At 68.4% G+C, this 23426-nt stretch carries 18 protein-coding genes, 1 tRNA gene and 1 pseudogene; 12 read left to right on the forward strand and 8 right to left on the reverse strand.

Annotated features, from left to right (window positions below):
* Window positions 1–142: 142 nt before the first annotated feature.
* From sucC to ACK1X7_RS36810, 3 genes are all read left to right on the forward strand, one after another.
* On the forward strand, window positions 143–1267 hold the full coding sequence (gene sucC, locus ACK1X7_RS36800; RefSeq protein ID WP_385154288.1) for an ADP-forming succinate--CoA ligase subunit beta: 1125 nt from the start codon (window positions 143–145) through the stop codon (window positions 1265–1267).
* Window positions 1268–1279: 12 nt separating this feature from the next.
* Window positions 1280–2176, forward strand: coding sequence for a succinate--CoA ligase subunit alpha (gene sucD, locus ACK1X7_RS36805; RefSeq protein ID WP_413116189.1), 897 nt, complete (start codon window positions 1280–1282; stop codon window positions 2174–2176).
* Between the two features lie 274 nt (window positions 2177–2450).
* A tRNA-Leu gene (locus ACK1X7_RS36810) sits at window positions 2451–2535 on the forward strand.
* Window positions 2536–3103: 568 nt separating this feature from the next.
* Here ACK1X7_RS36810 and ACK1X7_RS36815 read toward each other — a convergent pair.
* The 5 genes and pseudogenes from ACK1X7_RS36815 to ACK1X7_RS36835 all read right to left on the reverse strand — a co-directional run.
* A pseudogene (locus ACK1X7_RS36815) lies at window positions 3104–4180 on the reverse strand (recombinase family protein); the annotation flags it as partial.
* Between the two features lie 482 nt (window positions 4181–4662).
* On the reverse strand, window positions 4663–5820 hold the full coding sequence (locus tag ACK1X7_RS36820) for a DNA-methyltransferase (protein ID WP_413116190.1): 1158 nt from the start codon (window positions 5818–5820) through the stop codon (window positions 4663–4665).
* Between the two features lie 14 nt (window positions 5821–5834).
* On the reverse strand, window positions 5835–7067 hold the full coding sequence (locus ACK1X7_RS36825; RefSeq protein WP_413116191.1) for a DNA-methyltransferase: 1233 nt from the start codon (window positions 7065–7067) through the stop codon (window positions 5835–5837).
* Window positions 7064–7987: a DNA methyltransferase gene (locus tag ACK1X7_RS36830; RefSeq protein WP_413116192.1), complete on the reverse strand. Its 924-nt coding sequence runs from the start codon at window positions 7985–7987 to the stop codon at window positions 7064–7066. The genes ACK1X7_RS36825 and ACK1X7_RS36830 overlap by 4 nt, the downstream gene beginning before the upstream one ends.
* Window positions 7987–8817: a hypothetical protein gene (locus ACK1X7_RS36835; protein WP_413116193.1), complete on the reverse strand. Its 831-nt coding sequence runs from the start codon at window positions 8815–8817 to the stop codon at window positions 7987–7989. The genes ACK1X7_RS36830 and ACK1X7_RS36835 overlap by 1 nt, the downstream gene beginning before the upstream one ends.
* A gap of 657 nt (window positions 8818–9474) precedes the next feature.
* Here ACK1X7_RS36835 and ACK1X7_RS36840 point away from each other — a divergent pair.
* From ACK1X7_RS36840 to ACK1X7_RS36880, 9 genes are all read left to right on the forward strand, one after another.
* Entirely contained in the window at window positions 9475–10461 is a 987-nt protein-coding gene (locus ACK1X7_RS36840; RefSeq protein WP_413116194.1) for a hypothetical protein, read from the forward strand.
* The gene (locus ACK1X7_RS36845; RefSeq protein ID WP_413116195.1) at window positions 10452–10883 is read left to right on the forward strand and encodes a pilin; all 432 of its coding nucleotides are present in this window, start codon (window positions 10452–10454) and stop codon (window positions 10881–10883) included. The genes ACK1X7_RS36840 and ACK1X7_RS36845 overlap by 10 nt, the downstream gene beginning before the upstream one ends.
* Complete coding sequence (locus ACK1X7_RS36850) at window positions 10883–12790, forward strand: hypothetical protein (RefSeq protein ID WP_413116196.1); 1908 nt, start codon at window positions 10883–10885, stop codon at window positions 12788–12790. Before ACK1X7_RS36845 ends, ACK1X7_RS36850 begins: the two co-directional genes overlap by 1 nt.
* A gap of 15 nt (window positions 12791–12805) precedes the next feature.
* A complete protein-coding gene (locus ACK1X7_RS36855) occupies window positions 12806–13960 on the forward strand; it encodes a PrgI family protein (RefSeq protein WP_413116197.1) in 1155 nt (384 codons plus the stop codon).
* 47 nt (window positions 13961–14007) lie between these two features.
* Window positions 14008–15861 (forward strand): VirB4 family type IV secretion system protein, encoded by a 1854-nt coding sequence (locus ACK1X7_RS36860; protein WP_413116198.1) that lies wholly within the window; start codon window positions 14008–14010, stop codon window positions 15859–15861.
* 113 nt (window positions 15862–15974) lie between these two features.
* Window positions 15975–16826, forward strand: a complete 852-nt coding sequence (locus ACK1X7_RS36865) for a GP88 family protein (protein ID WP_413116199.1) — start codon at window positions 15975–15977, stop codon at window positions 16824–16826.
* A gap of 119 nt (window positions 16827–16945) precedes the next feature.
* Window positions 16946–19420, forward strand: a complete 2475-nt coding sequence (locus tag ACK1X7_RS36870; protein WP_413116200.1) for a helicase HerA domain-containing protein — start codon at window positions 16946–16948, stop codon at window positions 19418–19420.
* Window positions 19421–19717: 297 nt separating this feature from the next.
* Window positions 19718–20683: an NlpC/P60 family protein gene (locus tag ACK1X7_RS36875; RefSeq protein WP_413116201.1), complete on the forward strand. Its 966-nt coding sequence runs from the start codon at window positions 19718–19720 to the stop codon at window positions 20681–20683.
* A gap of 200 nt (window positions 20684–20883) precedes the next feature.
* The gene (locus ACK1X7_RS36880) at window positions 20884–21927 is read left to right on the forward strand and encodes a replication-relaxation family protein (protein ID WP_413116202.1); all 1044 of its coding nucleotides are present in this window, start codon (window positions 20884–20886) and stop codon (window positions 21925–21927) included.
* A 168-nt stretch (window positions 21928–22095) separates the two neighbouring features.
* Here the strand turns inward: ACK1X7_RS36880 and ACK1X7_RS36885 are convergent, their stop codons facing one another.
* From ACK1X7_RS36885 to ACK1X7_RS36895, 3 genes are all read right to left on the reverse strand, one after another.
* Window positions 22096–22596, reverse strand: a complete 501-nt coding sequence (locus ACK1X7_RS36885; RefSeq protein WP_413116203.1) for a hypothetical protein — start codon at window positions 22594–22596, stop codon at window positions 22096–22098.
* An 8-nt stretch (window positions 22597–22604) separates the two neighbouring features.
* Complete coding sequence (locus ACK1X7_RS36890) at window positions 22605–22835, reverse strand: hypothetical protein (RefSeq protein ID WP_413116204.1); 231 nt, start codon at window positions 22833–22835, stop codon at window positions 22605–22607.
* Window positions 22836–22904: 69 nt separating this feature from the next.
* Window positions 22905–23381 (reverse strand): hypothetical protein, encoded by a 477-nt coding sequence (locus ACK1X7_RS36895; protein ID WP_413116205.1) that lies wholly within the window; start codon window positions 23379–23381, stop codon window positions 22905–22907.
* Window positions 23382–23426: the final 45 nt, after the last annotated feature.

Consider the following 23426-nt stretch of genomic DNA (forward strand, 5'->3'; position numbering starts at 1 on the left):
CAACAGGATTGCATACAGTCGACGTTATCCTGTATGAACTTTGTTATCCCACCATCGGCCGAGCGATGTCCAGGGGGCGTGCGCCACTCGTTCGATCCAGCGCTGGATCAAGCGCTGCTGACCGGTCATCAGGGAGCTGGCAATGGACCTGTACGAACACCAGGCACGGGAACTCTTGCAAGAAAACGGCGTGTTGGTGCCGCGCGCCGAGGTCGTGGACACGGCCGAGGCCGCCCGCGCCGCCGCCGGGCGGCTCGGTGGCCGCGTCGTCATCAAGGCCCAGGTGAAGACCGGCGGCCGGGGCAAGGCGGGCGGGGTGAAGCTCGCCGACGACCCGGCGGCGGCCGAGCGAACCGCACGGCGGATCCTCGGCATGGACATCAAGGGCCACCCCGTCCACCGGGTGATGGTCGCCGAACCGGTCGAGGTGGAACGGGAGTTGTACCTCGGCTTCACCCTGGACCGGGCCGCGGGCCGCTTTGTGGCCATCGCCTCCGCCGAGGGAGGTATGGAGATCGAGGAGGTCGCCGCGCGCCGCCCCGAGGCGGTGGCCCGGATCCCGATCGACCCGGCCGAGGGGGTGACCGAGGCGACGGCCGCCGAGATCGCCGCCGCCGGGGGACTGCCGCCGGAGACGGCCGCGACCATCCGCCGGCTGTGGACCGTCCTGACCGCGTACGACGCCCTCCTGGCCGAGATCAACCCGCTGGTGGTCACCCGGGACGGCGCGATCGTGGCCCTGGACGGCAAGGTCACCCTCGACGACAACGCCCGCTTCCGGCAGCCGTCATGGGACGACTCCGGCGACCGGGCCGGGGACCCGCTGGAGGCCCGCGCCGCGGCCGCCGGGCTCGGCTACGTCAAACTGGACGGCCGGGTGGGCGTCATCGGCAACGGCGCGGGCCTGGTGATGTCCACGCTGGACGTCGTCGCGGGCTGCGGCGCCCGCCCCGCCGACTTCCTCGACATCGGCGGCGGCGCCTCGGCGCAGGTGATGGCCGACGGGCTGTCCCTCGTCCTCGACGACCCCAAGGTGCGCTCCGTCCTGGTCAACGTCTTCGGCGGCATCACCGCCTGCGACGCGGTGGCCGACGGCATCGTGCGCGCCCTGGACACTGTCCCGCTCACCAAACCACTGGTCGTCCGGCTCGACGGCAACAACGCCGCGCGTGGCCGGGCCATCCTTGGCCAATTGGCTCATCCACTCGTCCACCAGGCCGACACCATGGACGGCGCCGCCGCGCGCGCCGCCGAACTCGCCGCGTAGGGGGCGCACATCATGGCCATCTTCCTCACCAAGGACAGCAAGGTCATCGTCCAGGGCATGACCGGCGCGGAAGGCATGAAGCACACCCGGCGGATGCTCGCCGCGGGCACCGACGTCGTCGGTGGCGTCAATCCGCGCAAGGCCGGGACCCGGGTCCACATCGACGGCGCCGCGGTGCCCGTCTTCGGCTCCGTACGCGAGGCCATGGACGCCACCGGCGCCGGGGTGAGCGTCCTGTTCGTCCCGCCGCCCCACGCCAAGGCCGCCGTCACCGAGGCCGCCGACGCCCGGATCCCGCTCGCCGTCGTCATCACCGAGGGCATCCCGGTCCATGACGCGGTCGCCTTCCAGGCGTACGCCCGGGCCCGCGCCACCAGGATCATCGGCCCGAACTGCCCCGGGCTGATCTCCCCGGGCCGGTCCAACGCCGGCATCATCCCCGCCGACATCACCAAACCGGGCCGGATCGGGCTGGTCTCCAAGTCCGGCACCCTCACCTACCAGCTCATGTACGAGCTGCGCGACATCGGCTTCTCCACCTGCGTGGGTATCGGGGGCGACCCGGTCATCGGCACCACCCATATCGACGCCCTGGCCGCCTTCGAGGCCGACCCCGACACCGACCTCATCGTGATGATCGGCGAGATAGGCGGCGACGCGGAGGAGCGCGCCGCGCGATATATCGCCGAACACATCACCAAACCGGTCGTCGGCTATATCGCCGGTTTCACCGCCCCCGAGGGCCGCACCATGGGCCACGCGGGCGCCATCGTCTCCGGCTCCTCGGGCACCGCCACGGCCAAGAAGGCGGCGCTGGAGGCGGCGGGCGTCAGCGTAGGAGCCACCCCCACGGAGACCGCCGCCCTGGTGGTGTCCCTGCTGGCCGAAACCCCCGGCGCCGCCGCATGAGCTGACCCGCACCCGATCCGCGCCCGATCCGCGCCCGATCCGCGCCCCAGGCCACCGTCACGCTCCGTACCGCCACCTTCCTCTCCGTACGGACAGCCGCCCGGCAGCCTTCCCCGACTACCACCTGATCCCCAAGTGATCACTCTCCGTGCCCATCCCCGCCGTCCTCCCAGGTCGACCCGGGGGTGGGTGCCCGGCATACGCAGGTGAAACGCACTCCGAAACCTTGGTATCGTGGTCCATGTCGCCGCGGCCCGCCGCGGAGACACACCTTGTCCGGGTGGCGGAATGGCAGACGCGCTAGCTTGAGGTGCTAGTGCCCTTTATCGGGCGTGGGGGTTCAAGTCCCCCCTCGGACACAGACCATATCCCCAACTTGTGCGGGTCGAGCGTTGCCTCGGCCCGCACGAGCTGTTTTCCGGGCTCGTAGATCAGCTTGAGCCCGAGGTTTTGGTAGACCTCGGCCTTGTCCCGCGGCTCGGCGTCGGGGAGGACGTCAGGGATCGGGCCCAGCGGCTTGAGCATGGCGCGGATCTCGTCCTTGGTCATTCGGCGCTGGCCGGTGATCTTGCGTGACCGGCTGAGTGCTTCGGCGCGGTGGGCCTGGACCTCGGCGGTCCACTGGGCGACGAGTTTCGGGTCCGTTCCTGCTTCCAGGGCTTCGCGGTAGCGGGCGAGCTTGGTGTCGCATTCGGCGATCACCCGTTCGGCGTCCTCTGCGCCTGGGGCGGGTGCGATGTCGGGTTGAGCAGCCTGCATGAGAGCGATGGTCTCTTCCAGTCGGTGGGGAGCGAGGGCCAGGGCAAGCCAGTTGTCGAGCGGGGGCAGGAGATCCTGTTCGGGGAGGTAGACGTTGCGCGGGTGGTTGATCTTGTTGGCCAGGGCGTATTCGTTGGGGAAGCGGCAGCGGTAGTACAGGCGGTCCTGGCTCTGCTGGCCTTGCATGCGCCGCCCGCAGATCCCGCAGTGCAGCAGTCCGCGGAAGACGTACGGGTGGCGGGTGCGCTTGCGCTCGCGGGTGTTCTTGCCTGCGCCCTTGCCCGCGAGCATCTGCTGGACGTGCTCGAAGGTCTCGATGGTGATCAATGGTTCGTGGACGGGAGAGGTGGACCATACCCAGGTCTCGGGCTGGTTCCAGCGCATCCGGGTCTCATGGCCCAGGGCCACGTTGTCGACGTCGAGGAGGACTTCGTCCTTGCGCTGCTTGTTCCACACCTGGTGGCCGGTGTAGCGGGGGTTGGACAAGATCGTGCGGACCGCGCCCTTGGACCAGGCGATGCCGGAGCGGTGGCGATTGCGGGCGCGGTCGTGCGCGGACGGGCAGGGGATGCCCTCGAAGGTGAGGATTTCAGCGATGGCGAACAGCCCGTATTTGGCGACCTGATAGAGGTGGAAGATCCTTTGCACGATCGGCGCGGTGACCGGGTCGGGCTCCAGACGGTGCAGGCGGCGCCCGTCGGCAGCCTTGGCCGGGTTGGGGTGCGGTCCGGCATCGACGAGCCGGTAGCCGTAGGGCGGGCGTCCCCCGAGGTAGCGGCCTTCGATCTTGGCCTGGGCACTCATCGCGGCGCGAACCCGGATCTTGATGCGGTTGCGTTCGCCCTTGCTCATGCCGCCGAAGACCGACATCACCAGGTCATGCGCTTCGGACTCCGGATCGATGGGCCCGCCGACTTCGGGCACCCACAGCTGCACGCCGTAGTGGACGAAGACGGGGAAGGTCAGGCCGAACTGGTTGCCGTAGAAGGCACGTTGCGGCTCGCCGATCACGACCGCCTCGAAGCCACGGTCAGGGTGTTTGAGCGCCTCCAACAGGGCGGAGGCGCGTGGTCTGCGCTGCCAGGGGATCGACCGTGATTGACCGATGTCGAAGAACTGGGTCACGATCTTCCCGCGGGGCTCGATGAGTGCCTCGGCTCGGGTGATCTGCCAGTTGCGGGAGGCTTCCGGGTCCTGCTGGTCCTCGGTGGACACCCGTCCGGCGAAGGCGAAGCGTGTCCTCACGCTGTCCTCCTTCTCTTGCTCTACGCCGCTTCCTCGGTCCTGCTGGGGTCCGGGGGGTGGTCGGCGCCTGTGTGTGTGCGGTGAACGGCCTGGAGTAGCCGCAGCAGCGCCGCCGCGGCAGGCGGGATGAGCACCGGTGGCTCGGAGGGGACCGTGACGGTGACCTCCGGTCCGGGGTGCGGCTCCGGTACGTCGTCCCCGCGAGGGGAGAGGTGCGCTTCTGCGTGGGCTGGGGCGGACGGGGGTTGTGGATGTTTGCTGGGCTCACCCATCGGCATGCCCTCCGTTCCGGAGGCCGGATTCATCGGCTACGCCGGTGGTCCAGCGCGCGATGGGATGAGCCCACCCGAACGTCGAAGCGGTACGAAACAGCTGCTCAGGCCCGGTATTGGGCCTGCGAGTGTAGCGCCGGCCGGGTGAAAAAGGAGGCCCCAGGCAGATAGAGGATCGTGTGTCGGCGCTTGTGGGAGATTTCGCTGTTTTCACGCTCCCTCCCGCTGCTCGTCGGCCGATTGCCTCGCTTGGGACAGTCGCTCTGAGGCGAGGGCCTGGAAGGTCGGATTGAGGTCGATGCCGAGGTAGGAGCGCCCCAACTGGTGCGCGGCCAGTCCAGTGGTTGCCGTACCGCTGAAGGGGTCGAGGACCACCCCGAGGGGTGGGCATCCGGCGGCGATGCATCGCAGCGGGAGTTCCAGGGGGAAGGCGGCGGGATGTGCGGTCTGGCGTCGCGGGGTTACCGGGATCGACCACACGTCGCCGGGGTTGCGTCCGCGGAGCGTGCCGCCTCGGCCGGTGTCGTGGGGTGGGGGCCAGATGCCGCGGGCGGTGTGGGGCTTGGTGGCGGATCGATGCGTGCGGCGGGACAGGGAGCGGTCGCCGGTGTAGGGCTGGCGGATCGGGTCGAGGTCGAAGTGGTACCGGGACTGTTTCACCAGCAGGAACAGCCACTCATAGTGGCAGCTGAGGCGATCGCGGACGGGGAAGGGGGCCGCGTTGACCTTGTGCCAGATGATCGCGTTGCGCAGGATCCACCCGTCAGCCTGTAACGCGAGGGCCACCCGCCAGGGCATGCCGAACAGGTTCTTGTGCGGCAGGTCGGCTGTGGCCCGGAACCTGGGCTGGCGGTACTGGCCGGGGCGCGTACACCAGTAGCCGTCGCTGTTGGCGGCGTAGCTGTCGCCGAGGTTGAGCCAGGCCGTCCCCGTCGGTGCGAGAACGCGTCGCAGTGCAGCGAATACCTGCCGCAGGTGCTCCACGTAGCCGTCCGGGGTGGATTCCAGGCCGTATTGCTCATCGGTCCAGCGTGCGGCGCAGCGTGAGCACTGCCGTGGGTCGTTGATCGTGTTCTGGGGGCTGTCCGCCGACGGATCGGCGAGGTGGGGACAGTGCGGGTTGCCGCCGGTCCAGGTGCCGGTGCCGTAGTCGCGCAGCCGCCAGTACGGCGGGGAGGTCACCACGCAGTCCGCCAACGCAGCGGGCAGGGTCCGCAGGACCTGTGCGGCGTCACCGGTGAGCAGGGTGACACCGCGGCAGGGGTGAGCGGCGGGCGCCGTCGGGCCGCGGTCGGCGGGCGCGGATCGGGTGGTGCTCTTCTGAGCCTGCGGGGCTGGGGTGCCGATGGTGGGTTCAGGCCGGTTCATGCTGCCCTCCGTTCCTAGGTCCCGGGTTCTTCGGGTCGTGGCAGTTCGAGCCGGTCCAGGCCGATGTCGTGGAAGGCGGTTTGGAGGTCGATGCCGAGATAGGAACGGCCTAGTTGACGTGCGGCCAGTCCGGTGGTCGCGGCGCCGCTGAACGGGTCCAGCACCTGTCCGCCGGGCGGGCATCCGGCAGCGATGCACCGCAGCGGGATATCGATGGGGAAGGTGGCGAAGTGCGCGGCCCGCAGCGGGCGGGTGGCCAGTGTCCACACGTCGCCGGGGTTCTTCCCTTGGGGATGGGTGGCGGTGTGCTGTTGTCCGGTGGGACGCAGTGCGGCGCCGGGCGGGGCTGCGGGGAAGGAGCTGGTGTCGGTGTACTTGCCGTGTCCGTAAGTGCTGCTGCCGCGGCGGCGGGCGGTGGCGTCGATACCGCCGTGGCGGCCTTTGTTCGCCCCGCCGATCACGATGCCCTCACCGAGTGCTTCGGGCCGGGCGAGCGGTTCGCGGATCGGGTTCAGGTCGAAGAAGTACCGGGGCTGCTGTACCAGGAGGAACAGCATCTCGTAGCGGTTGGACAGCCGGTCCCGCACGGACTCCGGCATGGCGTTGGGTTTGTGCCAGATGATCGCGTTGCGCAGGATCCACCCGTCGGCTTGCAGCGCGAAGGCGACCCGCCAGGGCATGCCGAAGAGATTCTTCCGGGGGATCACACCGGTGCGGTCCACGTCCGCGCGCTGGACGGATTCCCGCAGGCGCGCGACAGCGGTACGACCGTCCAGGGTGCTTTTGCTCATGGGGTTGTTGGTGTGCCCGGGCGGGGTGGAGCTGTAGGAGTCGCCCAGGTTCAGCCACACCGTCCCGGTCGCGGCCACCACGCGGCGCAATTCGGCGAAAACGGCCCGCAAGTGATCGACATAGTCCTCCGGGGTGGTTTCCAGGCCGTATTGCCGGTCTTCGCGGACTGCTCCGCATCGCAGACAGGTGCGGGGATCGTCGCCCCGGTGCGCAGCAGACGCGGTGTATTCCAGGCTCGGATGCTTGCGCTGTGCGGCGTTGGTGCCGCGGCCGGTGGAATGGGCACACGAGGGGTTGCCGCCGGTCCAGGTGCCGGTGCCGTAGTCGCGCAGTCCCCAGTACGGGGGCGAGGTGACCACGCACTCCGCGCAGGCGTCCGGGAGGTCACGCAGCACCTCGACCGCGTCTCCGGTGTAGAGGGTGACTGAATCGTCGGCGTAGTACGGGGGGATCATGCGGCGGCCCTCCCCTGCGAGGCGTCCACCCGCTCACTGCGGTGAAGCGGGCTGGGCCCGGACGGCGGAGCGGCCAACGCCGCGGCGGCGGCCCGCCGGGGTGTCTGGAAGATCAGCACATCCTGGTGGGCGGGGAGCATGACCGGCTGCCCAAGCGCCCGCTCCTGGCGAGCGACGCTGCGGCGCTGGGCCGCCGAAGCACACGCTACGAGCCGGGAGCCGCGCAACTCACCCAGCAGCGCGACGCACCGCTCCACCGGCAGCAGTCCGACCGCCCACCCAGCACGCAGTACATGCCCGGGCAGGTCGAGCAGAGCATCACGGCTGCGGCGTCGCGGGGCCACAACGATTACATGAGCGCCGGGTCGAAGCAGCGGCCGGCACCGGGCCAGTTGCCTACGGAGGCGGTCAGTGGATGCGCTCTCTCCGGCGGGCGTGCCGGTGCCCCCATCGAGCTCATCTGCCCGGTGCGCACGGGAGCGCAGAGGGGGCCGCCAGGTGGTCAGGAGCAGGTCGCTGTGACCAGCCAGACCGGCGTGGCGCATGGCGGCGGCGTCGGGTGGGCTCTCGAGCACCATTCCATCCGGCACAGCGCCGTCACGTTTGGCGGCGGTGACGTTGGCACGGGCGATGGCCCGCCACCGGTGGTGGCGGGTGATCCCGATGGCATGTCGTCCGGCGCGCAGGGCCTCGACCAGGACCGTGCCGGCTCCGCAGTCGGGGTCGAGCACGGTGTCGCCGGGGCGGGTGTACGCGGCGACGGCGTAAGCGGCGACGGCCGGAGGCATGCGGGCGCTGTCCTGGGTTGTGGCAGGCGAGTAGGGACCGCGCGTGAGTTGGAGGGACGCATCGTCCTGCCCGGTGCTCCACACCGAGAGCCGCGGGCCTACCCAGCACAGCGGCGGGAATTGGTCAGCCATCAGCGCATCTCCCCGGCTTCGGTGTCTACCTCAGCCCGAGGACGTGCGAACAGATACAGGTCAGAGTGGATGCGCATGTGGCGCGCTTTCGAAGCATCGGCCTGACGTTGCGGGAGCGGGGCTGTCGCCTTACGCGGCGGCGGTGCGGTCAGGTTGCTTCGACGGATAGGGATCTCCAACAGGACTACGTGATCGAGGGCGATGAGCGCCGCGCGGTGCGCGGTGTGCGTCAGCCGGTTGCTGGGGTCGATCAGGCGCCCCTGTTGATGGTCACTATGGGTGATGAATGCCAGGGTCCCGTTCGGCATCAGGAGATCGTGCCAGGGGGCGTCGTCGACCCAGTCGGAGTCTCGTGGATCGACGAACGTAATCACAACGTCGTAGCGATCCGGACCGACTGCGGTCGAGCCCGGGTCCGTAGGACAGTCGGTGTGAGTCGGTGTCGGGGCGGGCGGCTGCGGGGGCAGTCCGATCGCCGACTGGTGGATGAGTCGGGGATCGGACAGCCGGCTCTTGGCGGGCCGAGCGGTGCGCACGTGGAGGGTGCGGCCGAGTCGGGCCGCGGTCTGGGCGGCGTCGGTCAGTCCGGTCAGCAGACCGGGTCCTGACTCAGGCGGGCCTGAAGGGAGTTCGGGGTCAGCCGTGGGTTCACTCTGGCGATTGGGCGGGGCAAGGAGCAGCACCTGCTGCCCAGGTTCGCTGTAGAAGGCGACGATCTTGACGATGGCGCCCAGAAGCCACCCGGGGAGGGTTTCCGCGTCCGGGTGGCTCTGGTCCAATGCGACCGGCCAGACCGATCCGGGGCGCGCCCAGCGGCCCCACAGTGCCACCCAGGGCGAACTGGCCTGGGCACCCCCGCCGTTCCGCCAGCCAGAAGGGGCGCACTGGTGTCGCCCCTCTCCACATTGGGGTGGCCTGGTAGCTCGTCGGTTGCGTGTCATACCCGTGCTCCTGAGATCCGTAGTGCTGCATGGACACCAGAAAAGACCGGGATCCGGGCCGGTTTTGGACACCGCCGGACCAAACTCACTCCCGCCCCTCAAGGTCGTGACCGAGCTGAACGCTCTCCTGGAATTCTTCGTCAGCACGCCGACAGATAGAAATGTCGGCGCCTCGGCCTGGCCCCAGGCAACACCTCGGCAGCCCTCCGCGCTTTCTTCCAGAAATATTTGGTCTCTGAGCTCACCGTCCACGCCGAGAGCAGGAACCGGAACGCTCGACTTCACGGGCCTACCGCACTACTAGGGAACACCTGCCAAACGCACAAAACAGCAGGTCAATGCAGCTTAAGGGGCGACTAAGGGCATGCATTCGAAACTGTTCCCCACTACCTCCATATGATCACCTTCAGGTCACGCTTAGGAATCCTTTAGTGATGTCGACGGCGCACAAGAGTGAGTGCCTTGTTGTCTTCTTGGTCATTTCTTGTCGGCGACCTGAATTCATGGATGCGTCGTTTCCACTCCTTGTGTGAAGGAGGGCGTTTCATGACTGGCAGGCGCGCCCATCGCTCGAACCGCCGTCAAACCCAGCAGTTGCCACTGGACACAGCTCGGCAGTGCTTTACCTGGCTGGTGACCGGGCCAGATCCCCTGTCGGTGGACGGCCGGAAATTTTCCGGCCTGCCCAACCGCTTGGTGCCGTTGAACGAGTTGCGGCGCCGCATGCTGCAGCGCCGCTGCCCCCGCCACACCCGGGACGCCGTGTGGACCCACCTGGTGCAACGCTCCCGGGACGAAGGCGCCACCTGGACCTTGGCGTGCACCGGAATGGCGCTGCCCGCCCTCGCCAGCACCTCCCGGTGGCTGGCCGCCCGATATCCCGGCGATCCATTCGATGTCCACGCGGAGGTCCTCTCCGGCTTTCTGCGCGCCCTGGCGGACCTCGATTTGAGCCGCCCGCGGGTGCTCGTGCGGCTGCGATGGGCGGCCTATCGTGCCGGGCACGCCGCCCTGGCCGAAGCCCTCGACGCCCCCACACCGGTGGCCCACGGCTTCCATTCCTCTCCGCCCAGGCCCCCATGGGGGCACCCGGACCTGGTCTTGGCCCAGGCAGTCCGTGAGTCGGTCCTGACCCGGACCGAGGCCGACCTGATCGGCGCAACCCGACTGGAGGAGTCCTCCATCGCGGGCTGGGCAGTCGCGAATCGGACCACGACCGACGCGGCCTACAAGGCCCGCCAACGCGCCGAGCACCGACTGGTCGCCTTCATACGGGATCAAGTGCGGGACAGCGACCCGAACGACCCGGTGGCCGCCAGGGTGCTGGCCGACCCGGACCGGCCTGCCCGACAGCTCCGCGCAGGTTGGTCACGCTCCGTTAGCGACTCACCAGGTAACGCGGCACAGGGCACGGCACAGAAAGCTCGGGATCCGCTGTCCAATTCGCGGCCGAAGACCGGCCTTCTCGGGTGCGGGGGGAGTTCACCCGCCGCATCGTCCATGCCGTCTCCGGAGGTGCCTCGATGCGCCTGACATCATCACTGTCCCGCCGCTTCCGACGCGATCGCACTGCCCACGCCGATCAGGGTGGCCAGCAACGCTCCACGCGACGCATGGCCACATGGGCAGGGCGGTTCCTGCTGATCGTCAGCCTCGTTGTCGCGGTGTCGATCCTGCTGACGTCGGCGGCACAGGCCGAGCCGGTACGGGTCCAGGCGCTGGCCAAGTCGATCAACACGGTCCTGGACAACCTGCGTAACTGGATCATGGGCATCCTGGCAGGTTTGGCCACATTGTTCCTCACCGTCGGGGGCGTGCGGTACATCCTGGCCGCAGGCGACCCGGGTGAGGTCGAGAAGGCCAAGTCCTCGTTCAAGAGCGCCGGCTACGGGTACGGGCTGGCCACCCTGGCGCCGCTGGTGGTGGAGATCTTCAAAGGGATCGTGGGTGCCTGATGCCCGCCGCCCCGCCACCCCCGCCGCCCGTGGCCCGCCGACGCGGCACGCTCGACACAGCCGCCGGAGCGCGCCCTCACCGGCCAGTGGTCCGGATACGGGCCCTGAGTTCGGGCTTCGTAGCGGTGGTCATCGCGGTGCTGTTCGGCTGGCTCCTGGCGTCGGTGGCGCAGGCCGCGCCCGACGCGCCCTCGCCTGCCCCCTCCGGCACCGCCTCAGTCGCCCCCCGCAGCCCGGCGCCGAGTTCGTCGTCGTGGGGTTCTTCGCCAGGAATTCCTCACGTTCCCACCGCACCACCTTCGACGACCAAGAAGGATCCGTGTTCCTCTCCGTCGGGCAGCTCGTCGCCGTCGGACTGCATTCCGCAGCCCAGCAGCAGCGGCGCCAGCTCCGTTCCGCTGCCGACCGCAGAACCGGACGACAGCGACGGTGATGGGGGCGGCCCGGGCGGTGTCGTCGGCTGGATCGTCGAGGGCATCAACGCCGCCATCACCGTCTTCTTCAAAGGACTGGTCACCAAGGCGCTCAACCCGCTGCTGGACCTTCTCGGCAAAACCCTGCTATCCACCCCGATCCTGGACCAACTACCGCGCATCGGCGAGCTGTGGTCGAACTCCTGGCACATCATGCTGGCCTGCTACGGCATGCTCATCATGATCGCCGGGATCGTGGTGATGGCCTACGAGTCCGTCCAGACCCACTACTCCATCAAGGAGATCGCTCCCCGTATCGTGCTGGGCTTCTTGGCCGCGGCCCTGTCGCTGTTCGTCGCCAACAAGGCCATCGCCACTGCCAACGCCCTGTCCCGAGCCGTGCTCGGTGAAGGCGTGGACGAGAACACGGCCGCGAAGACGCTGCGCAATCTGATCCTCAGCTCCATCAACGGTGGCATCTTCGTCATCTTCATGGGTGTATTCATCGCCGGGATGCTGGTGGCGCTCCTTGTCACCTACGCCGTACGCGTCGCCCTGACCATGATCATGGTCGCCGGAGCGCCACTGGCCCTGATGTGCCATGCCCTGCCGCAGACCGACGGCATCGCCCGCTGGTGGTGGCGCTGCTTCTTCGGCCTGCTCGCCGTCCAACTCGCCCAGTCCCTTGCCCTGGTCACCGCCCTGCGAGTGTTCCTGGACCCCGACGGCTTCACTCTGCTCGGCCCCAGCAAAACGGGCCTGGTCGACCTCATCGTCTCCTTGGCCCTGATGTACATCCTGTTCAAGATCCCGTTCTGGATTCTCGGCTCTCTCCGCGGCAGCCACCGGCGTTCCCTCGCCGGGAGCCTGGTGCGCACCTACATCGCCGCCCGAACCTTCGGAGCACTGCGCGGTATGAACTCAACCAGCGCCGCTGGTGCGGCATCGCGATCCCGCACCGGCAGGAACAGCACGCCCATCCCCGCTCGGACTCGCCGCAGCACGCGAGCGCCCAGCCCGCCGGTGATCCGGCGCCGCCCACCCGGACCCGCCCTGTTCCGCGAACCCGTACCCGGAGCAACCCCTCGGTTCGGCCCGCAGATCGGACCGCCGGGCATGCCCACCTTCCGCGCCCCCACCCGCCCGGCCGACGACGGCTCGGCCAGCACACGTTCCACACGCACGCCCCGGCCCACGACACCACCTGGCGCGCCGTCCTTCCGCGCACCCGGATCCGGCACACCCCCACCCGCCCGAACCAGCCGTCCCACCACATCCCCGGGTCGGCCGCGGTTTCAGCCGCCCACCGATCCGTCCCCCACACAGCCGCGACGGACTCGTGATCAACCCGCGCCGGTGACCTTCCGCCCACCAGTGCCCGGTCCCACCACTCCGCGCCCGCGGAAGCGCACCAGTGCGCCACCTCCGCCGCGCTTCAGCTCCCCACCCCCTCATCCCCATCCATCGCCCAGCCACGGACGGCGCAGGAACTGAAGGAGGTGATCTGCGATGACCCAGCCAGTACGTATTCCCGCCGACGTCGACCGTGAGGACACCGTCCTGGCGAACCTGACCGCCCGCCAGCTGCTCATCCTGGCGGTGGCCGGCATCGTGCTCTACGGCACCTGGACGGCCGTCCGTGATGTGGTGCCGCTGGCGGTGTTCGCGGTCGTGGCCATCCCCATCGCGGTGGCCACCGTCCTGCTGGCTCTCGGCCGGCGGGACGGCATCGCACTGGACCGGCTGGCACTGGCTGCCATCCGCCAGCGCATGAGCCCCCACCACCGGGTCGCCGCCCCCGAAGGCATCCACCCGGCCCCCGCCTGGCTGACCCACAGGGCCACTCGCAACTCGCAAGACTTCAAAACCAAGGGGAAGATTGCTCCAGCCGCTCTGGAGCTCCCCGCCGAAGGCGTCAGCGAAACCGGCGTGGTCGACCTCGGCACGGACGGGGTCGCGGCACTAGCGGTGTGCTCCACCGTCAACTTCTCCCTGCGCACCCCGACCGAGCAGGAATCCCTGACCGCCGCCTTCGGCCGCTACCTGCACTCCCTCACAGCCCCGGTCCAGGTGCTGGTACGTACCGAGCGCCTGGACCTGACGGGGCAGATCAGCGAGCTCCGCGAGCAGGCGCCCAGGCTGCCGCATCCGGCGCTGGAGGAAGCCGCCCGCGAACATGCCGACTATCTGGCTCAACTGGGCGCCCAGAGTGACCTGTTGTGCCGCCAAGTACTGCTCGTCCTGCGCGAACCGCTGGGAGCACAGCGGGGGGTCGACGGGCTCGGCGGCCCCTCACCACTCGCGGCTTTCACCCGCCGCGCGCGGTCCCGGGACGCCGCTCAGCCCTCGGCGGAAGCGGCACGCGGGGCGGCAGAAGCCCGCCTGGTGCGGCGGCTCGGCGAGGCCGTCGATCTGCTGAGCCCGACCGGGATCGTCGTCACCCCGCTGGACGCCGGGCAAGCCACCGCGGTGCTGGCCGCCGCCTGCAACCCCGACAGCCTCGTCCCCGTCTCCTCCCACCTCGCCGGAGCGGACGACGTGATCACCCTTGCCCCGACCCCCGAAGACGGCACCGCCCAGTGCGCCTTCGAACGCCCGGACACGTCCGGCCCAGAGGCCGACGTCACCGAACACGACCGGTCGGCAGGGAGGGAATCACGATGATCCGCAAGCGTGCTGGCCGTTCACGCGCGTCATGCCAGGAGGCGCCCATGGCGAGCGCTGGTGCCTTCACTCCGGATGCGCTGGCCGTCAGTCCCCGGCATCTGGAAATCGGTGGGGAACAGGTGGCTTCCTTCGCCGTCACCGGCTTCCCCCGCGAGGTCTACCCCGGATGGCTGCAACCCCTGCTGACCTACCCGGGCCGGGTGGACGTCAGCGTGCACATCGAGCCGATCGACCCGGTCACCGCCGCGACCCGCCTTAAGCGGCAGCTCGCCAAGCTCGAATCCGGCCGCCGCTACACCGAGCAGAAGGGCCGGCTGCTCGACCCGCACGTGGAAGCCGCCACCGAGGACGCCTACGAGCTGTCCTCCCGGGTCGCCCGCGGCGAAGGCAAGCTCTACCGCCTCGGGCTCTACCTGACCGTGCACGCAACCAGCCCCGAGCAACTGGCAGACGAGGTCGCCGCCGTCCGCTCTCTGGCGGCGAGCCTGCTGCTGGACGCCAAACCGACCAGTTACCGCAGCCTGCAAGGTTGGGTGACCTGTCTGCCCATGGGCCTGGACCTGATCCGCATGCGCCGCACTTTCGACACCGCGGCGCTCTCGGCAGCCTTCCCCTTCACCAGCCCCGACCTGCCCCCGAGCGACCCCACCTCCGCCGCCGCCCCCACCGGCGTGCTGTATGGGTACAACATCGGCTCGCAGGGGCTGGTGCACTGGGACCGCTTCGCCCTGGACAACCACAACTCCGTCATCCTCGGCCACTCCGGCGCCGGCAAGTCCTACCTGGCCAAACTCGAACTTCTACGATCGCTTTATCGCGGCATCGAGATCCACGTCATCGACCCCGAAGACGAATACGCCCGCCTCACCCAGGCGGTCGGCGGCACCTACGTCCACCTCGGCGCCGAGCAGGTCCGCCTCAACCCCTTCGACCTGCCCCTGCACACCCGACCGGACGGGCGGCGTACAGCTCCCCGAGATGCCGTTATCCGCCGGGCTCTGTTCCTGCACACGGTCATCGGCGTCCTGTTGGGCAGCACGCTCACGCCGACGGAGCGCGCCGTGCTGGACCGGGCGATTACCGCGACCTACCAACGTGCTGGGATCACGACCGACCCGCGGACCTGGACCCGCCCCGCTCCGTTACTCGCCGACCTGGCAGCCGTACTGGAACAGTCGAAGAACCGCACAGCGCAGGATCTGGCCGCTCGGCTGGACCCGTACGTGCGCGGCGCCTTCTCCGGTCTGTTCGACGGCCCGACCACCAGCAGGCCCGAAGGCCACCTCGTGGCCTTCTCGCTGCGCGACCTGGCCGACGAACTCAAACCGATCGGCACACTGCTGACCCTGGACTCGGTCTGGCGGCGGGTGTCCAACCCGGCCCTGCGCCGCCCCGGGCTGGTCGTTGTCGACGAAGCCTGGTTGCTGATGCAGGAGCCCGCCGGAGCGGAATTCCTGTTCCGCATGGCCAAGTCCTTCCGCAAACGCTGGGCAGGGCTCACGGTCGCCACCCAGGACAGCGCCGATGTGCTCGGCTCCGACCTCGGCAAGGCCATCGTGGCCAACGCCGCCACCCAAATCCTGCTGCGCCAGGCCCCACAGGCCATCGACGAGATCACGGCCGCTTTCAACCTGTCCGACGGTGAGCGCCAGTTCCTGCTGTCCGCCGACCGCGGCCAAGGACTGCTCTCCACAGGAACACAACGCGTGGCCTTCGAAGCGATCGCCTCACCCACCGAGCACCACCTGGTGACCACAGACCCCGCCGAACTCGCCGCCTACGCCGAAAGCGACGCCATCTCGGAGGCCGAGGATGCCTACGTAGCTCTCGAATCCGCCGACGCCGTGGGTGACTACCAGCCCGACAACGGCAGTCAGGTCGAGCTTGATACCGCTTGACTACCGGCGCAAAGCGGTCAGCCCGTCGTGGAAGCCGCCGTGAAGCTGCCATGCCCGCAGTTCTGCGGAGCCGACCATGCCCTCCTCTGCTCCTTCGTACGAAGGACACGCTCATGCCTTCTGCCAAGTCAACGCCGTCTCCCGTGTCACCACCACGCCCGTCCCCGTTGCTGACCCAGAACCGGGAAATGCGCGCGATCGGCGCATGGAACTGGACGCTGCCGGCCTGGGCAGGCCGGTTGCCGGACGGCCGGACATACAACGCCTGTCCCTCTGCGGGGATCTGCCGGCATGTCTGCTACGCCCGGCACGGCACCTACACCTGGCCCACCGTCAAAGCCAAGCACCAGGCGAACCTCCGCTTTGTCCTGGATGACTTACCCGGCTGGGAACAGGCGGTGATCGCCGAACTCGGAGCGGAGAAGTTCCGCGGCGTCTGGGTGCGCATCCACGACTCAGGCGACTTCTTCTCCGACGCCTATACACGCAGCTGGCTTCGGGTGACCCGCGCCCGACCAGCGGTCAACTTCTACGCCTACACCAAAGAAGTAGCCAGGTTTCGCGCCCTGGTGGAACCGGACCCGCCGGACAACTTCTTATGGGTGTTCAGCTTCGGCGGCACCCAAGACACAGCGCTGGACCCCGAGCGTGACCGGGTGGCGGACGTCTTTCCCGACGAGGAATCCATCGCCGCGGCCGGATGGCACTCGCAAGAGGCCAGCGATCTCCTCGCGGTACTGGGCCCGCGGCTGGTCGGGATCCCTGCCAACCGCATTCCGCACTTCCTCAAAAGGCTCAACGGCCGCACGTTCCGCTCCTGGCAAGCCGAGGTCGATGCCGAACGCCAGGCACACGACCGGTCCAGGGCATGCCCCGGGCTACGCCTGGTCACCGGCAACCGTCTGAAGACGCCGAACGACGCCGAGGAGCGGCGCGCTCCCGAGCGCCAAGACCGCGCCGCCTGACAGCAGCCCTCCGCCCTCTTGGCTCTCTCTCCTCATGAAAGGTCCCCATTGCCATGGGTCACAGCGCTCATCTCGTTGCCCTTTCCCCGTTGCACCTCGCTGATTCTCCCGGTTCAGAGGTGCCGGATTCCCCGATCGGGGACTATCTGCGCGACCCTTCCGGCGCAGTGCACGCCGTACTGGCCCACGTCCACACGTGGGTGGTGGTCTGGGGATGGATCGCCGGTCCTGCCGTGATCGCCACGGCCGCGACGCTGGCCTGGGGGCGCTGGTGGTGGCACCGTCGTTGCCGTCGCCGTCTCGCCGCTGACGCCCGTATCGTTCAGATTCTGCCTCCGCCGACGGTGGACGCCGCGGGGGCGGCCGTGCTGTGGGCGAACCTGGTGGGTCTGTTGCGGCCGGCCTGGCGCCGGTGGCTGACCGGCCAGCCGCACCTGGCCTTTGAATATCTCTTCGACCGCGAAACCGTACGCCTACAGGTGTGGGTACCCGGCCAGATCCCGCCGGGCATGATCGAGCGGGCCATCGAGTCCGCCTGGCCCGGCGCCCACACCCGCGCCACCGCCGCCACTGCCCCTCTGCCCGCCACACCGCCTCCGGGACGGCACATCATCACCGCCGCCGGTGAACTGCGACTAGCCCGCAGCGAGGCCCTTCCGATCCGTACCGACTTCCCCCTCGACCCCGTGCGCCCCCTGCTCGGCGCACCGGTCGGGATGGGGCCGAAGGAGCGGGCGGTGGTGCAGGTGCTCGCCCGACCGGTAACCGGACACAGGGTGAAGAAGGCCCGCAGGGCGGCCCGTCATGCGGGCGCCGGACGGTCGACCCGGCTGATCAGCCGCCTGCTGGACTCCCTCACCCCCGGTCATCGCCCCCGCCCCCGCGCCCGGCAGAGCGCCACGCTCATCGACCCCCAGGCCGCTCTGGAGATGGCCGCCGAGGACCGCGTGATCGTGGCCAAGCAACGCGGCGCGCCCTATGAAACCCGCATCCGCTACGCGGTCACCACCACCGTCCCCGAACATGCCTCGGCTGACCACCAGGCGAAGGAGCGCGACCAGGCACGCGGCCGGAGCCACGCCATCGCCTCCGCATTCGCCACCTTCACCGAGCACAACTACTACCACCGCACCCGACTGCACGCCCGTCGCGCTCTACCCCGCCTGGCCGAACGGCGCATGGACAACGGCGATCTGCTGTCGATCCCGGAACTCGCCGCGCTGGCGCACCTGCCGTGGGACGAGACGGTCGCCGGTCTGCAACGTGCCGGGGCAAGGGCCGTGCCGCCCCCGCCCGGCGTCGCGACCACGGGAACGGCGGTGCGGCCGATCGGCCTGACTGACAGCGGCCATCCGCGCCCCGTCGGGCTGCGCGTCCCCGATGCACGGCACCACCTGCACATTCTGGGCGCTACCGGCTCGGGCAAGAGCGAGCTGATGGCACAGATGATCCTCTCCGACGCCGAAGCCGGCCGCGGCGTGGTCGTCATCGATCCGAAGGGTGACCTGGTCAGCGACCTGCTCAGGCGTCTGCCTCTCGAACTCGGGGAGAAAGTGGTGCTCTTCGACGCCGACAGCAAGACCCGTCCGCCCGTACTCAACCCACTCGAAGGAGCAGACGGACCGCGCACCGTCGACAACCTGGTATCCATCTTCTCCCGCGTCTACGCCGCCTCCTGGGGCCCGCGCACCGACGACATCCTGCGTGCCTCACTCCTGACCCTGCGCGCCCAGCCCGGCACCCCCACGCTGACCGACCTGCCCAAACTGCTGTCGAACCCCGCCTTCCGGCAGCGCGCCACCGGTCAACTCGACGACGAGATCCTCAAAGGCTTCTGGACCTGGTACCAGGACCTGTCCGACCCAGCCCGTGCCCAGGTCACCGCCCCACTGATGAACAAACTCCGAGGCTTCCTCCTCCGCCCGTTCGTCCGCCAAGCCCTCGCCGGCGGCGCCTCCACCGTCGACATGAACGACACGCTCAACGGCGGTATCTGCCTCGTACGCATCGCCCAGGACGCGCTCGGCACAGAGACCGCGCACCTGGTCGGTTCCATCGTGGTCGCCCGCACCTGGCAGGCCGCCACGGCCCGCGCGCGTATCCCCCAAGCCCAGCGACACGACGCCTCGCTCTACATCGACGAGGCGCACAACTTCCTCCACCTGCCCTACTCACTGGGCGACATGCTTGCCGAGGCCCGCGCCTACCGGCTGTCGATGACACTCGCCCACCAGTACCTGCGCCAGCTCCCCAAAGAGCTGGAGGAGGGCATCAGCACCAACGCCCGCACAAAGATCATCTTCAACGCCAGTCCAGAGGACGCCCGGCACCTGGCGCGCCACACCGAACCGCGCCTGACCGCACACGATCTGGCCAATCTCGATGTCTTCCACGCCGCGGTCCGCCCCGTGCTCCACGGAGTCGAAGCCCCCGCTTTCACAGCCGTCACGGAAAAGCTCCAGTCCCCTATACGGGGACGAGCCAAGCAGATCCGAAGCGCAGCCTCCCGCAACGCCCGGCCGCAGCCTGGGGCCGCCGCACCCCATAAGCGCCTCGGCACTACGCCCCAGGTCGACCCTCGGCGCACCACCTGACGCCCAGCGATCCGAGCTCGCACCCAACCCAGGTCAGCTTGGCCTGACCTCCTGACCTCCCTCGCTCACTACCCGCTACAGATAGCTGGAGGTGACCATCCCGTGATCACCACTACAGCTCCGCAGCACGCTGTACAGAGCCCTGCAACTCAATACCCGGCCAAGCACTCCATTACGACGCTCGGCAGCCTGACTGACCCAAATGAGCGCACCGACCCCACTGCGGTCCGCTGGCTCCCTGCGGATACCGAGCCGAGTACTCCAGCTTCGTCGTCTACCGCAGCACAGAGGTGAGGCATGGCGAAAGTCGGTATTACCCTCTTGGGAGCGATACTGCTCGTCATTGCTTTGGCCGCAGCCGGAGCAAGCAGCGCACTGTCGGTTCTCGTCGGTGCTGGCGGCGGCCAGCCCAATCGCACCGCCCTCACTGACATACCGCCCCGCTACCTCATGCTCTACCAGCAAGCGGCGACGACCTGCCCCGGTTTGGACTGGTCAGTACCGGCCGCCATTGGCAAGATCGAAACCGACCACGGCCGATCCACCCTGCCAGGAGTACGTAGCGGTTCCAACGACAAGGGCGCCGAAGGCCCGATGCAATTCCTGCGGCCGACCTTCGACACGGTCACCGCCAAGCACCCGATGCCGCACGGGAGAACACGGGCTCCGTCGCCATACAACCCACGAGACGCGATATACGCGGCGGTTGCCTACCTATGCGACTCCGGCGCCCGCAATGGACACAACCTCCATCAGGCGATCCTCGCCTACAACCCCGCTGAATGGTATGTCGCGAAAGTCCTCACTCAGGCCCAGGACTACCAGAGCACCCCCAGCTTCGGCGCTACCGCGAAAGCAAGCCACGCCGCCCGAGAAGCGATCAACTACGCCCAAGGCCAGCTTGGGCTCCCGTACGTATGGGGAGGCAACGGCCCGGCAAGCGGCGATGGGGGATTCGACTGCTCGGGGCTGACCAAGGCCGCCTATGCCACCGCAGGCATCTCCCTACCGCGTACAGCCGAAGAACAGTTCCAGATCGGCCCCCGGGTCCCCCAGGGGCAGCCGCTGATGCCCGGCGATCTCGTTTTCTACGGTGCCCCCATTAGGGGCATTCACCACGTCGGTCTCTACATCGGCAGCGGCCAAATGATCAACGCACCGAACTTCGGAGAAAAAATCAAAATCGCACCCTATCGCTACCACGGTGACGACTACGCCGGTGCGACCCGCCCAGCAGACTCCGCCTCTATCGGATCCGCCTGAGGCACCGCTGCGGCACAACTCCGCCTGGCCGTCTTGCTGCCCTCACAGCACCTTGTTCGTCACTCACGGCTCGCACAGGCCGAGGCACAACTCGTCGCCACGTCAAGGACCCGGCCAGAGACAACACCCAACCGGCTCAGCATGTCCTGTTACCCACTTCTACGGTTCGCCCCGCCCCTCACCCGGAAGTAGGTCCACCTGTGATCACCAACCCCACACCTCAACGCTCTCTGCGCGCCCACCGGCCAAAGCGTCTCAGTCAACGTGCCGCCATCACCGGCGAATACATCGCCCGGCTCGCCACACGCCTCACCGACCGGGACCGCTGGCTGGCCCGCATGCTCTACGAGCACAAAGTCCTCACCACGCACCAGATCGCCGAGATCGCCTATCCGTCCGTCCGGGCAGCCAACCTGCGGCTGCTCCAGCTTTACAAGTGGCGCGTACTGGACCGATTCCAGCCCTTCATCGCCTCGGGCACCGCGCCCATGCACTACGTCCTCGACGTCGCCGGCGCCGCCATCGTCGCGCGCGAAGACGGCCTCGACCCCCGCGACCTGGACTACCGGCATGAACGGGCCATCGGTATCGCCCACTCCCTGCGGTTGGCCCACACTGTGGGCACCAACGCCTTCTTCACTGCCCTCACCGCTCACTCCCGCAGCTCGAACCCCTCCGGACAACTGACCGCTTGGTGGTCCGAGGCCCGCTGCGAGCGGAACTTCGGCGACATCGTACGCCCCGACGGGTACGGCCGGTGGCGCGCAGACCAATCCGCGTTCGAGTGGTTCCTGGAGTTCGACTTCGGCACTGAGCGCCCCGATCGCGTCGCGGCGAAACTCCCCGGCTACGCCAAACTCGCCGCCACCACTGGCATCACAACCCCCATCCTGCTCTGGATGCCCACCACGCGCCGCGAGACCCGTGTCCGCGGCGCCCTCGGCACGGCCTTGAGCACATTGGACGATCCCACCCTGGTGCCGGTGGCGACGTCCAGTGCTGACTTCGTCATCAATGACCATGACGTCCACCCGGCCGCCGCCCGGTGGCAGCCTCTGGATGGTCGGCAGCGCGCTTCACGGCGTCTGTCGCTTGCTGAGCTCGGGCGTGCCTGGCCGCACCTACCACCATTGCCGCTTTCCGCGTCCTCCTCCGTCACGACCGGCAGCAGCGACTCGTGGAAGGAGCTGCCTCCGCCGTCACCGTGTGCCCCTGGCCCGACTCCTCGCCGTAGGACGTGGTGAAGGGCATGGCGAGATAACGGTCGAGTCGGGGCCGAACGTGGTGCAGCAGGCTCGTCAAGAGCGTCTCGAAACTTCGGCATGACGTCCGTAACCGATACAGGGGCCGCCGACACCAGATGTGTTCGGAGACGTTCAGGCGAGACGGGGCGCAGGGTACTGGCCAGAGCATTACGTACCGGTTGGGCCACCGGAATCTTGCGTCAGGGCGCGTAGGAGGTGGCGGCCCGGGAACCCCTCGTAAGGCTGGACGGGGACAGTGATCACCGTGTGATCGTCGAAGACCGGCTCGCCGCGGGGACGGCGTGCGTACGGAAAGTAGCCGTAGTCCACCCCGTCGTCCGCGTCGAAGCTCATCCAGGCGATGAGCTCTTGCTCGCCTTGCCTCAGCGGCAGGTTGGCGACCGCGCGGCCGTACACGCCGTCCTGGTCGAAGAGCCACACCTGTGGGACGGCGAAGACGAAGCGAACCGCGTGAATCTGCTGTGCCTTCTCGGCAGCACGGTGTTCGAACGCTACGGCCGTCGGGTCATCGCGCAGGTAGTCGTAGTCGGAGAGCACCAGGGTTCGGTCTCCTTGGAGCACCACCATGGCGGGGCAGTCCCGTTCGCGGACGGCCCGCTCCAGGCGCCTGGCCACGTTGTGCAGCAGGATCTCGGTTTCGTGGTTCATCCGGCTGCTCACTTCTCGGCAGGACGATCCCAACCCCGGAAATTATAGAAGACCTCCATGATCTCTACAGAAGCCTTGTCACCGAGGTGGGCGAGGTGCTGCAGGGTGCGGCTGACTTCAGTGCGCTGCCGCGATCCTTCGCGGGTCGGCGCCTGGTCCACCGTCGTACCGTCGAGCGCCTCCAGCCGTTCGGCCAGTTTCCTCACGGTCTCCCGTGCCGCGCTCAAGTCGATCTCCACAGGTCCAACCTCCAGGCTCTCCGGCAGTCTCCCGCATCTGGAACGCCTGAGGGTATTCGTTCCTGCGGGTCAGCTGCCGTGGCCTGGCTTTTCGCTGGCCTCGAGGTAGTCCGACAGCTGCTGAAGGAGGAGGCTAGCCGCCTGGGCGGCTTCGCGCAGGATCGCCAGGGCCGCTTCCACTCCGAAGACGTCGGGTTCCCCTAGTGCGGGCAGCGCCTCGGACGGCGTGGCGAGTTTCAGCGGCGCCGGTAGCGCAATGTCAAGTAGCCATCGGGAAAGACCTTCGTCTCCGTCGTCGACGAATTCGCAGTCGAGGATCATCTCGTCCGGAGAAGTGAGTACGTGAGCCATCTGGGCCGCCCGGACCAGGAGGAACACGCCATCCTCCTCACCAGGATCTGTGGGTCTCCAGGCGATCCCAATCCGCGGATAGCCCGTGTCTCGTATCTGATTCGCCTCGCCGAATCCAATGCCCACCTCGTGGGCGACTACGAGTTCGGTCAGCCAGTCACGGGCGACCTTCTCATGCAAGACGAACGGTTCCACGAGGTCTACTCCTCCTCTCAGATTCGCGTGTTTGAGCAACGTGCA

It is taken from the genome of Streptomyces sp. CY-1 (assembly GCF_047218265.1).
Classification (GTDB): domain Bacteria; phylum Actinomycetota; class Actinomycetes; order Streptomycetales; family Streptomycetaceae; genus Streptomyces; species Streptomyces niphimycinicus.